The organism is Mesorhizobium sp. M8A.F.Ca.ET.208.01.1.1, assembly GCF_004791315.1.
In the GTDB taxonomy this organism is placed as follows: Bacteria; Pseudomonadota; Alphaproteobacteria; order Rhizobiales; family Rhizobiaceae; genus Mesorhizobium.
Map to the genome: position 1 here is coordinate 90,413 of NZ_SRUT01000005.1, position 14,396 is coordinate 104,808.

17 protein-coding genes are annotated in these 14,396 nt (G+C 63.3%); 12 read left to right on the forward strand and 5 right to left on the reverse strand.

Features of this window, described 5'->3' with window-relative positions:
• The first annotated feature begins 44 nt into the window (after positions 1–44).
• Positions 45–743: a response regulator transcription factor gene (locus EN851_RS22385; protein WP_135906840.1), complete on the forward strand. Its 699-nt coding sequence runs from the start codon at positions 45–47 to the stop codon at positions 741–743.
• A 74-nt stretch (positions 744–817) separates the two neighbouring features.
• Here EN851_RS22385 and EN851_RS22390 read toward each other — a convergent pair whose 3' ends face one another.
• From EN851_RS22390 to EN851_RS22400, 3 genes are read right to left on the reverse strand one after another with little or no spacing between them, the layout of a single operon-like run.
• Positions 818–1,594, reverse strand: coding sequence for an amino acid ABC transporter ATP-binding protein (locus tag EN851_RS22390; RefSeq protein WP_135906841.1), 777 nt, complete (start codon positions 1,592–1,594; stop codon positions 818–820).
• Positions 1,594–2,253 (reverse strand): ectoine/hydroxyectoine ABC transporter permease subunit EhuD, encoded by a 660-nt coding sequence (gene ehuD / locus EN851_RS22395; RefSeq protein ID WP_135907074.1) that lies wholly within the window; start codon positions 2,251–2,253, stop codon positions 1,594–1,596. The genes EN851_RS22390 and ehuD overlap by 1 nt, the downstream gene beginning before the upstream one ends.
• Entirely contained in the window at positions 2,243–2,902 is a 660-nt protein-coding gene (locus EN851_RS22400) for an amino acid ABC transporter permease (RefSeq protein ID WP_135906842.1), read from the reverse strand. Before EN851_RS22400 ends, ehuD begins: the two co-directional genes overlap by 11 nt.
• A 389-nt stretch (positions 2,903–3,291) precedes the next feature.
• Between EN851_RS22400 and trbB the strand changes: the two genes are divergently transcribed.
• From trbB to EN851_RS22455, 11 genes are read left to right on the forward strand one after another with little or no spacing between them, the layout of a single operon-like run.
• Positions 3,292–4,275: a P-type conjugative transfer ATPase TrbB gene (gene trbB, locus EN851_RS22405; RefSeq protein WP_135906843.1), complete on the forward strand. Its 984-nt coding sequence runs from the start codon at positions 3,292–3,294 to the stop codon at positions 4,273–4,275.
• Positions 4,272–4,604, forward strand: coding sequence for a TrbC/VirB2 family protein (locus EN851_RS22410; RefSeq protein ID WP_135906844.1), 333 nt, complete (start codon positions 4,272–4,274; stop codon positions 4,602–4,604). The genes trbB and EN851_RS22410 overlap by 4 nt, the downstream gene beginning before the upstream one ends.
• Positions 4,604–4,885 (forward strand): VirB3 family type IV secretion system protein, encoded by a 282-nt coding sequence (locus tag EN851_RS22415; protein ID WP_135906845.1) that lies wholly within the window; start codon positions 4,604–4,606, stop codon positions 4,883–4,885. The genes EN851_RS22410 and EN851_RS22415 overlap by 1 nt, the downstream gene beginning before the upstream one ends.
• Before the next feature lie 10 nt (positions 4,886–4,895).
• Positions 4,896–7,346 (forward strand): conjugal transfer protein TrbE, encoded by a 2,451-nt coding sequence (trbE, locus tag EN851_RS22420; RefSeq protein ID WP_135906846.1) that lies wholly within the window; start codon positions 4,896–4,898, stop codon positions 7,344–7,346.
• Positions 7,343–8,101 carry a P-type conjugative transfer protein TrbJ gene (trbJ, locus tag EN851_RS22425; protein WP_135906847.1) on the forward strand — a complete coding sequence of 253 codons (759 nt, stop codon included), beginning with the start codon at positions 7,343–7,345 and terminating at the stop codon, positions 8,099–8,101. The genes trbE and trbJ overlap by 4 nt, the downstream gene beginning before the upstream one ends.
• Positions 8,102–8,112: 11 nt before the next feature.
• On the forward strand, positions 8,113–8,430 hold the full coding sequence (gene trbK-alt / locus EN851_RS22430; RefSeq protein WP_135906848.1) for a putative entry exclusion protein TrbK-alt: 318 nt from the start codon (positions 8,113–8,115) through the stop codon (positions 8,428–8,430).
• Between the two features lie 2 nt (positions 8,431–8,432).
• A complete protein-coding gene (trbL, locus tag EN851_RS22435) occupies positions 8,433–9,806 on the forward strand; it encodes a P-type conjugative transfer protein TrbL (protein WP_135906849.1) in 1,374 nt (457 codons plus the stop codon).
• A 4-nt stretch (positions 9,807–9,810) separates the two neighbouring features.
• Positions 9,811–10,500, forward strand: a complete 690-nt coding sequence (gene trbF / locus EN851_RS22440; RefSeq protein WP_135907075.1) for a conjugal transfer protein TrbF — start codon at positions 9,811–9,813, stop codon at positions 10,498–10,500.
• Positions 10,497–11,552, forward strand: a complete 1,056-nt coding sequence (gene trbG, locus EN851_RS22445) for a P-type conjugative transfer protein TrbG (RefSeq protein WP_135906850.1) — start codon at positions 10,497–10,499, stop codon at positions 11,550–11,552. Before trbF ends, trbG begins: the two co-directional genes overlap by 4 nt.
• Complete coding sequence (locus EN851_RS22450) at positions 11,549–12,706, forward strand: TrbI/VirB10 family protein (protein WP_135880873.1); 1,158 nt, start codon at positions 11,549–11,551, stop codon at positions 12,704–12,706. The genes trbG and EN851_RS22450 overlap by 4 nt, the downstream gene beginning before the upstream one ends.
• Positions 12,707–12,708: 2 nt before the next feature.
• Positions 12,709–12,933 (forward strand): DUF2274 domain-containing protein, encoded by a 225-nt coding sequence (locus EN851_RS22455; protein WP_135880872.1) that lies wholly within the window; start codon positions 12,709–12,711, stop codon positions 12,931–12,933.
• Positions 12,934–13,424: 491 nt separating this feature from the next.
• Here EN851_RS22455 and EN851_RS22460 read toward each other — a convergent pair whose 3' ends face one another.
• Positions 13,425–14,042, reverse strand: a complete 618-nt coding sequence (locus EN851_RS22460) for a MarR family transcriptional regulator (protein ID WP_135906851.1) — start codon at positions 14,040–14,042, stop codon at positions 13,425–13,427.
• A 105-nt stretch (positions 14,043–14,147) separates the two neighbouring features.
• The coding region (locus tag EN851_RS36410) for a hypothetical protein (protein WP_210234931.1) at positions 14,148–14,396 on the reverse strand (249 nt) is incomplete at its 5' end.

Genomic DNA, 14,396 nt, shown 5'->3' on the forward strand with positions numbered 1-14,396 from the left:
GCGGTAGTCAGCCTTATGATGTGTCGAATCCGGTTGATGGACTCATGAAGCCGCTGGTCCTGATCTCCTCGAAGGACCCGGATTTTTTCCTGGTTTTCGGCCACATACTGTCGGTAGCTGGCTTCGAGATTCAACTGATTACGGGAGACCGGGAAATCGCACGCGCCATCGAGGCGGCATCCCCGCTTGCCGTGATCATGGACTGCCATCCAGGCGACCGTGCAGTGGTCAAACAGTGCGCCTGGCTGAAGTCTGGCGCTGCGACCAAAGGGACTCCGGTCGTGAGCCTGGTTGCCCCGCGTTCTGGCAAGCTGCATCTCGACTTGATCAAGGCTGGCGTCGACGAGATATTTTCGCGGCCGTTCGCCCCCGAACAGCTTCTGGCCTGGCTGCATGGCAAAGCGGGCCTTGCGAAGCTATCGCGCGAAACGGACTCGGGTGATTTGGTTCAGGGCGATTTCCGGCTGGAGCGGCAGACCCACCGGACATTCTTCCGGCAAAAGGAAATCGTGATGCCACCGATCGAGTTCAAGCTTTTGCGCAGCCTTATGGCGCGGCCTGGCAAGGTCTTCAGCCGCGAGGAACTGGTCGCGACCGCGTGGCCTGAACATGCCGCCGCAACCGACGTGCGGGGCGTCGACGTTCATATAGCCAGGCTGCGCAAAAGGCTTCGGGCGTCCGTGGGAACCGATGTGATCCGGACGGTCCGCTCGGCTGGCTACGCCTTCGCGCCGGAGTGGTGACGTGCTCGGCAATTCCGGCATGTGGCGCGCTTGCGCGCCGATTGCCGGCACGCGGGGTCCACACGCGTCGGCTCTCAATGGCTCAAGATGGTATCCAGGAACAGCCGGGCGCGTGGGTGAGCGGCCGCTGAGAAAAAGTCTTTGGACGAGGCATGCTCGAGGATGCGGCCGTCGTCCATGAAAACGATCTCATCCGCGACTTCGCGTGCGAAGCCCATCTCGTGCGTCACGCAGACCATGGTCATGCCGCTTCCCGCCAGCGCGATCATGACGTCGAGGACTTCCTTGATCATTTCCGGGTCGAGCGCCGAGGTGGGTTCGTCGAACAGCATGATGCGGGGATTGAGGCAAAGCGCGCGCGCGATCGCCACCCGTTGTTGTTGACCGCCCGAGAGCTGGGCCGGGTAGGCCTGCGCCTTTTCGGGGATGTGCACCGCTGTCAGATGCTGCATGGCGATCTCTTCGGCCTCCCGTGCCGGTTTCAGGAGAACCCGGCGCAGCGCCAGCGTGCAGTTGGCGAGCACGGTGAGGTGCGGAAACAGGTTGAAGCTCTGAAATACCATGCCTGTCTGCCGGCGCGCCTTCGTGGTATCGCGGCCATCCTTGTCCAGAATTGCTGCTTCGAACTGAATCGTTCCCTTCTGGAAAGGCTCGAGACCGTTGATGCAGCGGATCAAGGTCGACTTGCCGGAACCGGACGGTCCGCAAACGACGATCCGTGCGCCCGCTCCTACCGTCAGATCGATGTCTTTCAAAACCTGCAGGGCGCCGAACCATTTGTTGAGGCCGTCGATCCGGACGTGAGGAATGGATTGAACGGCCGGGACGGGATGTGGGGCTTGAGCGAGCATCAGCGACGTCCAACTGCAAGCAGGCGCTGCTCGACGCGTTTCACGCCATAAGAGATGAGCAAGGCCAAGGCGAGAAACAGTATGCCGGCAATCGTCAGCGGCTCCGCGTATCGATAGGTCTCGGACGCGATATCGAAGGCGCGCCCGAGCATTTCGGGCACGGCCAGAATCGCGAGATAAGGCGTCGCCTTGAGGATCGAAACAAGATAGTTGCCCAGCGGTGCGGCGACGTTGCGCAACATCTGCGGCGCGATGACGAACACGACCGTGTCGCGGCGGCTAAGCGACAAGGCTCTGGCCGCTTCCTGCTGGCCTTTCGGGATCGCGTCGATGCCCGCTTTGAACACCTCCGCCAGATAGCCGCTGTAGTACAGGCTCAGCCCCAGTATGCCGACAGTCATGGAGCCAAGCTTGATCCCGTAGAAGGGCAGGACGAAATACAGGAAATAGAGCCAGGCCAGAACCGGCGTCGAGCGGATGAAGTCGATCAGGAAGCGGACGGCGAGACCAGTCGCACCGCCGCCGCGGCGGATCATCTCGAAAGTGAAGCCAAGCACTGATGCGCCGAGGCAACTCAAGACCGTTGCGAGCAGGGTCGTTCCGATCGCCCCGATGATCGTTGGGACGGTCGATAGTGCGAAATCGAAGTTAAATCCCACGCGGCGTTCCTCTTTCAGGATTGACCCGCGCCTCGAGCCAGCGGCCGGCAAGTGCGATCGGATAACAGACGACGAAGAAGGCCAGCAGCAGCGCCGAATAGATCGTTACCGGGTCGTAGTCGGTCTGCGCGATTTCCTTGGCGCGGAAGGTCATGTCCGTCAGCGTGACCAGCGAGACGAGGGAAGTCGCCTTGACGAGCTGGATAAGGTTGTTGACGAAGGTCGGGCTCATCGCGACCAGCGCCTGCGGCAGCTCGATCAGGAGCAGGATCGCCGGGCGCGGGAGGCCGAGCGCCATGCCGGCCTCGCGTTGGCCGGCAGGCACAGACTGCAGCCCGGCGCGAACCGCCTGGCTGGCATAGCCGCCGGTGTTGAGACCGAGCACCAATGCACTGACGGTCAGCGCCGACAGAGTGACCCCCATCACCGGCAGCACGTAATAAAAGAAGAAGAGCAGGACGACGACCGCTGAGCTGCGCCAGAATTCGATCACGGCGGTAACCAGAAAGCGCGTCATGCCGGTGGTCAAAAACTGCGCGACGCCGAAGACGAGCGCGAAGGGGATCGCAAAGACCAGGCCATAGGCGGTGACCTCTGCGGTGATGCCCAGCCCTTGCAGAATGCCCAGCCAGATCTCGAGCATGCTCACGGGGTGCCACCATTCTTTGTTGAGGCGGGCGGCGACGATGTCAGTATAGTGTCGGCGTACCTGAGGAGGGCGGTTTTGCGCTGAGAAATCGCGCCCTCCGGACCGGACCTCATGACACCCTCCGCTCCGTGGAAAGAACGATGCCTGTAGGAGCAGGCCATCGGTGGTTCCCTCATAAACCCGGCAGGAGTCGCGTGTCAATAAAGATGTACTTATTATTGACAAAGTTCATATTATGTCGCCGCGGCCAGCGGCGCCGCCGTTGGCCGGTAATTGCACGCTACGCTACGATGACGGCTGAAACCCGTTGAATCGGCCCGCTTCAGGGCTGTTTTGATCGTCCCCGACCGGGCGTTGTTTGACGCGCTCCCGGCTTGAACGGGGACAGGATGGCCATCTCGCACAATGATACCGAGGGACGCGCGCGCAGCTCGCGCATGCTCCGCACCGCGCTCGGACCCGCCATCGCCCGATTTCTCGACGATCCCGCGATCGTTGAAATCATGATGAACCCGGATGGCCGGATCTGGGTGGATCGGCTTTCGGAAGGTCTGGCCGATACGGGGGAAATGCTGACGCCTGCCGCTGGCGAGCGGATTGTGCGCCTGGTCGCCCATCATGTCGGCGCCGAGGTCCATTCCCGTTCCCCGCGTGTCTCCGCTGAGTTGCCGCAAGCCGGCGAGCGTTTCGAGGGCTTGTTGCCGCCCGTCGTCGCAGCACCCGCCTTCGCGATCCGCAAACCCGCCGTCGCCGTGTTCAGCCTCGATGACTACGTCGCGGCAGGCATAATGTCGGCCGGTCAGGCCGCGATATTGCGCGCCGCGGTTGCCGGTCGCGCGAACATCCTTGTCGCTGGCGGCACGTCGACTGGCAAGACCACCCTCACCAACGCGCTGCTCGCCGAAGTGGCGAAAGGGATGGATCGGGTCGTCATTATCGAGGACACCCGCGAACTGCAGTGCGCCGCGCCCAACCTCGTCGCGATGCGCACCAAGGATGGCGTCGCCACGCTCGCTGACCTGGTTCGCTCTTCGCTGCGCCTGCGGCCCGATCGCATTCCCATAGGCGAGGTGCGCGGCTCCGAGGCCCTCGACCTCTTGAAGGCATGGGGAACCGGGCACCCCGGCGGCATCGGCACCCTTCATGCGGGCTCCGGCATCGGCGCCCTGCGCCGCCTGGAGCAGCTTATCCAGGAAGCCGTCGTCACTGTCCCGCGGGCGTTGATCGCCGACACGATCGGCATCGTCGCCGTCCTGTCGGGACGTGGCGCCGCGCGACGGCTGAGCGAACTCGTCCGGGTCGAGGGCCTGGGTCCCGACGGCGATTATCGCATTGCTGAAGCCACACCGATCAACCCAGGAGAAACCCCATGATCCGCCTCCTTGCACGCTGCCACTGCCACCTGGCCGCGGGGGCCACCGCCCTTGCTGTCAATCTCCTGGTCGCGTCGAGCGCCCATGCGTCAGGCTCCTCGATGCCGTGGGAACAGCCACTCGAAAAGATCCTGCAGTCGGTCGAAGGACCGGTCTCCAAGATCATGGCCGTCATCATCATCATCGTCACCGGCCTGACGCTGGCCTTCGGCGACAGTTCGGGCGGTTTCAGGCGGCTCATCCAGATCGTTTTTGGCCTCTCGATCGCCTTTGCGGCATCGAGTTTCTTCCTGTCGTTCTTCTCGTTCGGCGGCGGAGCGTTGATCTGATGACAACCGCTCTTGAACAACTCGACGCGGTGCCGGGGTGGACGGTGCCCGTCCACCGGGCGCTGACGGAGCAGATCCTGCTCGGCGGCGCGCCACGCGCAATCGCGATCCTGAATGGCACGCTGGCGGGCGCTGTCGGCCTTGGGCTGCGGCTGTGGCTGGTCGGTCTCCTCGTCTGGGCAATCGGACATCTCACGGCGGTATGGGCCGCCAGGCGCGATCCGCTGTTTTTCGAGGTTGGGCGCAGGCACCTGCGGCTGCCTGGACATCTTTTGGTTTGAGGGCGCCGCCATGATGAGCCTTGCCGAATACCGCCGGACCGCTGCTCGCCTTGCCGACTATCTGCCTTGGGCAGCACTCGTCGCGCCGGGCGTCGTGCTTAACAAGGATGGCAGCTTTCAGCGCACAGCGCGGTTTCGCGGCCCCGATCTCGACTCCGCCGTCGCGGCCGAGCTGGTTGCGGTGGCGTCGCGCATCAACAATGCCCTTCGTCGCCTCGGCTCGGGCTGGAGCGTCTTTGTCGAAGCGCAGCGGCACGAAGCCGCCTCCTATCCCGAGAGCCAGTTTCACAATGCGGCCTCCAGCCTGCTCGATGCCGAGCGCAAAGCCGATTTTGACGAGGAGGGGGTTCATTTCGTATCGAGCTACTTTCTTACATTCCTGTTTTTGCCACCGCCCGAAGACGCCACACGTGCCGAGGGGTGGCTTTATGAGGGTCGCGACCAGTCGGACGCGGATCCGGGCGAGATCGTGCGCGCCTTTGTCGACCGGACGGAGCGCGTACTGTCCCTGCTCGACGGGTTCATGCCGGAATGCCACTGGCTCGATGACGGCGAAACGCTCACCTACCTGCATTCGACGATCTCGACCAAACGCCATAAGGTTCGTGTTCCCGAGACGCCGATCTATCTCGATACACTGCTGGCCGATGAACCGCTCGCCGGCGGGCTCGAGCCGCGACTTGGCGACAAGCATCTTCGTGTGCTCTCGATTGTCGGCTTCCCGACCGCCACGACACCCGGCCTGCTTGATGACCTTAATCGGCTGGCCTTCCCCTACCGCTGGTCGACCCGCGCGATCCTGCTCGACAAGGTCGACGCTGTCCGCCTGTTGACCAGGATACGGCGGCAATGGTTTGCAAAGCGCAAGAGCATCGCCTCGATCCTCAAGGAGGTGATGACCAACGAAGCGTCAGCCCTCCTCGACACCGACGCCGCCAACAAGGCGGCCGACGCCGACACGGCGTTGCAGGAGCTCGGCGCCGACATGGCGGGCATGGCCTATGTCACCGCGACCGTCGCCATATGGGATTACGACCCGCGCGTGGCCGACGAGAAATTACGGCTTGTCGAGAAGGTCATCCAGGGCCGCGACTTCACGGCGATTGCCGAGACAGTCAACGCCGTCGACGCCTGGCTCGGTTCCTTGCCCGGGCACGCCTACGGCAACGTCCGTCAGCCTCCCATCTCAACGCTCAATCTCGCCCACATGATGCCGCTGTCCGCCGTGTGGGCGGGGCCGGAACGGGACGAGCATCTGGTCAGTCCTCCCTTGCTTTACGGCAAGACCGAAGGCTCGACCCCGTTCCGGTTGGTCCTTCATGTCGGCGACGTCGGTCATACGCTGGTCGTCGGCCCCACTGGCGCTGGCAAGTCGGTGCTGCTCGCGCTGATGGCGCTGCAGTTCTGCCGCTACCGCAACGCTCAGATATTCGCCTTCGACTTCGGTGGCTCTATCCGCGCCGCGGCACTCGCCATGGGTGGCGACTGGCACGATCTCGGGGGGCAGCTCACCGAAGGCGTGGACGCCTCCGTTTCGCTGCAGCCGCTCGCCCGGGTTCATGACACATACGAGCGCGCCTGGGCGGCTGACTGGATCGTCGCGATCCTGATGCGCGAGGGCATCCAGATCACCCCCGACGCAAAGGAGCATATCTGGGCGGCGCTGACGTCGCTTGCCTCGGCTCCCGTCGAGGAGCGCACCATCACTGGGCTCAGTGTGCTCTTGCAAGCCAATGACCTGAAACAGGCATTGCGCCCATACTGTGTCGGAGGCGCTCACGGCCGATTGCTCGACGCCGAGGCCGAACACCTCGGCCAGGCATCCGTGCAGGCCTTCGAGATCGAAGGGCTGGTGGGCACGCAAGCCGCGCCGGCTGTCCTGTCCTATCTGTTCCATCGCATCGGCGACCGGCTCGACGGGCGTCCAACGCTGCTCATCATCGACGAAGGCTGGCTTGCCCTCGATGACGAGGGGTTTGCCGGGCAGTTGCGCGAGTGGCTGAAGACGCTGCGCAAGAAGAACGCCAGCGTCGTCTTCGCCACCCAGTCACTTGCCGATATCGACAATTCGACCATTGCGCCGGCGATCATCGAAAGCTGTCCAACCCGGCTGCTGTTGCCCAATGAGCGCGCGGTTGAGCCACAGATTACCGCCATCTATCGGCGCTTCGGCCTGAACGACCGCCAGATCGAAATCCTGGCACGAGCGACACCCAAACGCGACTACTACTGCCAGTCCCGTCGCGGCAACCGTCTCTTCGAGCTCGGCCTGTCCGCGGTCGGGCTGGCACTTTGCGCCGCGTCCTCGAAGAGCGATCAGGCCCTGATCGGCAGCATCATCGCCGAGCATGGCCGCGAGGGCTTCCTGGCGGCCTGGCTGCGTGCCCGTGACGTCGGCTGGGCCGCCGACCTCATTCCCAACCTCATCTTTCCCGAACCTGAAGAGGATTCCCAACCATGACTGTTCATCAAAGCCGACCGCGCGTCATCTTTCTGGTCGTGGCGATGCTTGCCGCGCCGGTCGCCATCTCACCGATGATGACCGCGCCAGCTTATGCCTTCATCGTGTTTGATCCATCGAACTATTCCCAGAATGTTCTGACGGCCGCGCGGTCGCTGCAGCAGATAACAAACCAGATCACCTCGCTGCAGAACCAGGCCCAGATGCTGATCAACCAGGCGCGCAACCTGGCGAGCCTGCCTTTGTCCTCGCTGCAGCAACTGCAGCAGTCGGTGCAACGCACGCAACAGCTTCTTGGCCAAGCACAAAACATCGCCTTCGACGTCCAGCAGGTCGACAAGGCCTTTCAGCAGCAATATGGCAGCGTCTCGCTCTCCGCATCCGACCAGGATCTCGTCACGGACGCGCGCTCGCGCTGGCAAAACACGGTGGGCGGCCTTCAGGACGCGATGCGCATCCAGGCGGGCGTCGTTGGAAACATCGAGACCGGCCGCGCGCAGATGTCGGCGCTGGTCGGCGCCAGTCAATCGGCGACGGGAGCGCTGCAGGCGACGCAAGCTGGCAATCAGCTGCTTGCGCTCCAGGGCCAGCAGCTCGCGGACCTGACCGCTGTGGTCGCCGCCAACGGCCGCGCCCAGGCTCTAAGTGAGGCCGAACGTGCCGCCGCGGTCGATCAGGGCCGCGAGCAACGCCGCCGCTTCCTGGCGCCAGGCTCCGGCTACGAGGCCGGCTCGGCCCAGATGTTCAACCGCTGAGATCGAAGGCCATGGACGGCAACACGCTCGCTCGCATTGTAGCTGTCATCTTTGTCGCGGCCGCCGTTACGGCGGCCGCGCTCGGTACGAGCCGGAAGGAGACCAGGCCGGCGGGCGAGCGCGCGTACACAACCGCAGGCTTGATGCCGAACCCGCTTCGCGATGGTCTGCGCCGCTGCCAGGTCCTCGGTGAGGCTGCCCTGCGTGACGATGGATGCCCGCGGCTGTGGGCCGAACAGCGCGATCGCTTCCTCGGTCTCAAAGAGCCGTCGGGGCGCTCGATAGGCGAGCCTGACGCGCCGGATGCTGTCCTGCACGAGGCCCGATAGATATGGGCAATACCGGTGTCATCGACCAGTTCCTGGCCACCTTCACCCGCTACATCGACAGCGGTTTCGGCCTGCTCGGCGGCGAGGTCGCCTTCGTCGCCACCACGCTGATCGTCATCGACGTGACGCTTGCCGCGCTCTTCTGGAGCTGGGCCGCTGATGACGACATTCTTGCTCGGCTCGTCAAGAAGACACTCTTCGTCGGTGTCTTCGCCTATCTGATATCCAACTGGAACGGTCTCGCTCAAATCGTATTCGAGAGTTTCTCCGGTCTTGGTCTGAAGGCGAGTGGAACCGGTTTCTCGGCACAGGACCTGCTGCACCCCGGCAAGGTGGCGCAAACCGGTCTCGATGCGGGACGACCATTGCTTGAGGCGATCTCCGGTTTGATGGGCTACGTCTCCTTCTTTGAAAACTTCATCCAGATCGCTTGCCTGCTCTTTGCCTGGGCGCTCGTCCTGCTCGCCTTCTTCATCTTGGCGGTGCAGCTCTTTGTGACGCTGATCGAGTTCAAGCTGGCGACGCTGGCCGGCTTCGTGCTGATCCCCTTCGGTCTCTTCGGCAAGACGGCCTTCATGGCCGAGCGCGTGCTCGGCAACGTCATCTCGTCGGGCATCAAGGTTCTGGTGCTTGCCGTCGTCATCGGCATCGGATCGACGCTCTTCGGCGAATTCACCCAAGGCTTCGGCGGTGAGAGCCCCACCATCGACCAAGCCATGGCGATCGTATTGGCGGCGCTGTCGCTGCTTGGCCTCGGCATCTTCGGCCCCGGCATCGCCAACGGCCTCGTCTCGGGTGGACCGCAGCTCGGCGCGGGTGCGGCTGTCGGCACTGGCCTTGCCGCGGGGGGCATGGCGGTTGCGGGCCATGGCGCAGCCGGCCTGGCGGCGCGAGGTGGGACAGCCGCATTCTCCGGCGCGATGTCAGCCGCGCGTGGCGGGACGTCACTCGCTGGCGGCGCCTCGGCCGCTTATACGCTTGGCGCCACCGGCCAAGCTGGCGCGGCAGGCATCGCCTCCGGCTTGGGCGGCATTGCGCGTGCTGGCGCTGCGGCAGCCTCCTCTCCTCTCAAGCGCGCTGCCGCAAACACCGGTCAATCGTTTAAGTCCAGCTTCGCCTCCGGCGCCAGTTCGGCGGCTGAAATCCACGGCGGTTCGTCGACCACCATGGGAACGATCGGCGGCGCCGCGTTGTCAGCCGCGGCGCCTGCGTCCGGCGTGGGCAAGCCGTCCGCCGCCGACGGACAGCCGGAATGGGCCAGACGCTTGCAGCGCTCTCAACGCCTCTCTCATGGCGCCCAGACCGCCGCCCACGCGGTGCGTGCCGGCGACAGCCATGGCGGCGGAGCTTCGATTTCTCTTTCTGAAGGCAAATGACAAGATGAATATCTTTAGGCGACCCGACGTCCACTACGGCAAGACTCCTCGACCGGAAACCCCGTATCAGAAGGCGGAGCAGATCTGGGATGAGCGCATCGGGTCTGCTCGCGTGCAGGCACGCAACTGGCGCGCCATGGCGTTCGGGTCGCTCATCTTGTCGGCAGGCCTTTCCACGTCACTGGTCTGGCAATTGGGCCGCGGCACTGTCGTGCCCTGGGTCGTGCAGGTCGACAAGATGGGCCAGGTTCAAGCGACCGCGCCCGCGATCGCGGATTATAAGCCGACTGATCCTCAGATAGCGTGGCATCTCGCCCGCTTTGTCGAACAGGTGCGCTCCGTCCCCGCCGATCCGATCATCCTGCGCCAGGACTGGCTGCGCGCCTATGATTGGACCACCGACCAGGGCGCCGCGGCGCTCAACGATTACGCCCGCGCCAACGACCCTTTCTCCAGGGTCGGCAAGCAGCAGGTCGCGGTGGATATCTCTTCGGTCATCAGGGCTTCACCGGGCTCCTTTCGTGTTGCCTGGATCGAGCACCATTACGAAAACGGCCAGCTTTCCGGCACCGAGCGCTGGACCGCGATCCTGACGATCGTGACACAAATGCCAAACGACGCCGAACGTCTTCGGGCCAATCCGCTCGGCATCTACGTCAACGCCATCAACTGGTCCCGGGAGATGAGCCAATGAACCTGCCATTGTGTGTCATCGCCACTCCGGCTTTGACAAGGTCGGCGTTTGCCGTGGTGTTGTTATCGGGCTCCATACTTGCCGGTTGCGCCACACCTCAGAAACCACCTCAGATCTCCTATGATGCCTACGTGCCGCCTTTGCCCGCCGCTCCGGCAGCCGGGCTCGATGAAAGGCCAAAGCCGCTGCACGTTCCACCAGGGTGGGTCCCGGCCCGCGGCGGTGTCGCCGGCAGCACGCCGGTGGCGCGCGTCGAGAACGCAAACGCGGCGGCGCGAGTCCAACCGCGTCGTGAGGGCTATTACAACGCCATTCAGATTTATCCCTGGAGTGAAGGAGCCCTTTATCAGGTCTATGCCGCTCCAGGACAGATAACGGACATCGCGCTTGAGCCTGGCGAAAGCCTGACCGGCGAAGGTCCGATCGCGGCGGGCGATACCGCGCGCTGGATCATCGGCGACACCGAAAGCGGAGCGGGCGTCACCAGGCGCGTCCACGTGCTGGTCAAGCCTTCACGCTCGGACATCAACACCAATCTCGTCATCACCACCGACCGGCGCAGCTACATGATCGAGCTGCGATCGGGCGAGAAGCCGTACATGCCCGCCGTGTCATGGGCCTATCCGGCGCCGCCGGCCGGACAAGCGCGGGCGATCCCCGCGACACCGGTGATTCCCGCCATCACCGCACGCAACTACCGCTATGGTCTCACCGGCGACGCGCCCCCCTGGAGACCCGTCACCGTCTATGACGACGGCAGGCGGGTCTATGTCGAGTTTCCACGCGGGATCGTGCAAGGCGAGATGCCGCCCATCTTCGTCATCGGCCCGGACGGCGAGGCCGAGATTGCCAACAGCCGCGTCTACCAGAACACCCTGATCGTCGACCGACTCTTTGGCGCCGGGGAATTGCGGCTTGGCAGTGGCAAGCGGCAACAGACCGTCAGGATCGTCCGCACCGATGCCACGAGGAGAGGCCTGTGGATGTCAGGCGCCAACGCCGTGCCGAATGCAAAGAACGCATTTCGTCAAAGGGGAGGGGAGCACTCGTGAACGAGAACGAAATACCGGCTGCGCCGATGCAGCTTCGCGCCGATCCGCCGCGTGTCACCCGCCTGTCGCGCAAAGTGCTCGCCGGCATCAGCTTATGTGCATCGCTTGGCGTCGGCGGCGCGCTGATCTACGCGCTTCAGACGAGCGAAACCGGCAGGCATGGCGACGAGCTCTACTCGACGTCCAACAGGCAGCCCGCCGACGGACTGGCCAGCCTGCCGCGCGACTATACCGGCCCTGTTCTTGGACCGCCACTGCCTGGCGATCTTGGCCGGCCGATGCTTGATGCCCAGAACAAGGGACAGCCCGTCGTGCCGCCAACGATCGCGACACCCATGGTCGATGAGGCTGAACAGCGCCGGCGGGCCGAAGAGGAGGCGGCCCGAACCTCGCGCGTCTTCTTCCAGACAGGGCAGTCAACCGCGGCGATGGCCGAAACCCCGCCCGGGGGAACTTCTCCGGCGAACCTTGGCGGCCCCGAGCTTGCCGGTCAGGTCGGCCAGTCGACCACACAAGACCGCCAGCTTGGCTTTCTGAATGCGGCCGCTGATCGGCGCACCGTGACGCCGGATCGCGTCACGCCGCCGGCATCGCCCTATGTGCTCCAGGCAGGGGCCGTCATCCCGGCGGCCCTCATCACCGGTATCCGTTCCGATCTGCCTGGTCAGATCACCGCGCAGGTGACCGAAAATGTCTATGACAGTCCGACGGGTCGCTCGCTGCTGATCCCGCAAGGCACGCGTGTCATTGGCCAGTATGACAATGGGGTCGGCTTCGGCCAGCGGCGCGTGCTGCTTGTCTGGAGCAGGCTGGTCTTTCCCAACGGACGCTCCATTGTTCTTGAACGCCAGCCCGGCACTGACGCCCAAGGCTATGCCGGCCTTGAGGACGGCGTCGACTACCATTGGGCCGAGCTGTTCAAGGCGGCCGCACTCACCACCATCCTCAGCGTTGGCGCGGAGGCCGGCTCGTCCGGCCAGGAAAGTGACATCGTGCGCGCCTTGCGCGGCGGCGCCTCCGACAGCCTCAGCCAGGTGGGCCAGCAAATCGTCCAGCGCCAACTCAACATCGCACCGACGCTGACGATACGGCCAGGCTTCAATGTGCGTGTCGTCGTTACGCGCGATCTCGTGCTCGAACCCTACGGAGGCTGAAAATGGCCAAGCTGAAACTCGGTCCGATTGCAGACGACAAGCCGGTCAAGGTCACAGTGGAACTGCCGGCGCCGCTGCACCGCGATCTGTCCAGATATGCTGAGATCCTTGGCCGCGACGCGGGTCAGCCTTCCGCCGATCCCCTTCGCCTGATTGTGCCCATGCTTGAGCGATTTATCGCGACGGATCGGGGCTTTGCCAGAGCCAAGCAGGAGCGAAAAGGTTGAGGGTCACCTCGCCGCAAGGCGAAACGAGCAATGCCAAGGGCAGCACGGTTCACTGCTCTGACCGGTTCCTCCCGTAGGCAGCCAACTTTGCCCGTAGCTCAAGACCCTCAAGGTCTGACACCCTACGAGTTCATCTGCAACGCGTGGACTTTCGCAACCTGACCACGGCCGTTCTCGCGAGCTTTGAGAAACCAAGAACTTACGCTAGTATCTGGTTCTGGCTCACTTATAGGAAGTTTTGGCACAAGGGATGGTATTGAAACCGAAATGACCACAAATGCCGGCCATGGTTTGCATTCTCGGATGATATCTTACTTCCGCCGGCCCGCTGGCGGTTTGCTCATCGGGCTCTTCGTAATTATTGTCATTATTTATATCGCGATCAATATATCATTGACGCTCTAACCACGGCATAAGGCCGGAACTGCCGCCCGGCGGCTATCGCGTGGCGCGCCCCGACTAACGAGCTCCCATCTCTTAGGCCAAGCCCATCACGTCGGTGCGAGCACCAGCGAGGGAAAGGTGCCTTCGGGCCGCTTCTTGACGAAAAAGATCGCGCCTTCGCTGTTTGAAACCACCTTCGCGAAGAAGTTGCGGACCGAGTCGATTTCCGATCGTGTGACACCTGCAAAGAGCAAATCGTTAGCTGTGCGAATGAAGGGGGTGAGTCGGGCCACCGCATCGCGACCGCTGTCGGAGAGACTGACCTGCACGGACCGTCGGTCGTTCGAGCTTGGCTTCTTTTTAAGAAGGCCAATGCGAACGAGGCGACCGACCTCGGTCGTCACGTGCGTCTGGGCTAGATGAACGTGTTCTGAAAGCTTCCTTATGGTCACGCCGTCGCAGCCCTCACAATATGCGGTGCCGAGAAGAACAGCGAACTGCGACCCCGTAAGGTTGGCCCGTCTTCCAAACGCATCGCGACAGATCAGAAGGCGACCAATCGCGAGTGTCATCAGATGGATCGTATCTCGAAACTCATAATCGCTACCATCGCGCAGGAGGTCGGGGTGCGAAACGGTCGCAGCTGGAACGAAACGCTCGGATCGGCGGTCACTGGGTCCGGCGCTGCCCTGCTGGAGTGCATGTGTATGCCTTGAATTGGTCATGAGCGCTGCGCTCCTCGCCTCGAAATTTGCGTTTGCCAAACGCGTTAGAAAGGTACACAGTGTAGGTATATATTGTACCTAAAATGCTCCGCAACGGAGCTTCGATCAGGGAGAGCAGTCGATGAACGCCAGCGCCGCCTCTTCAGCTTCCGTGTCGACGCCAGGTGCCGCTTTTTGCCACTGCTGTACAGGAAAACATGCGAGGTCGACTTCCATGCCCTGGTTATCGAGCGCCTCGATGAACCCTCTCAGGTCTGCGTAACTCACGAGAAACGTCTCCTCTGTGCGCAGTTCCCCGCGGCTCGCGCTCATCGATGCGCTTCGCCCGGGAGCAATCATTGAGTGAATTAAACA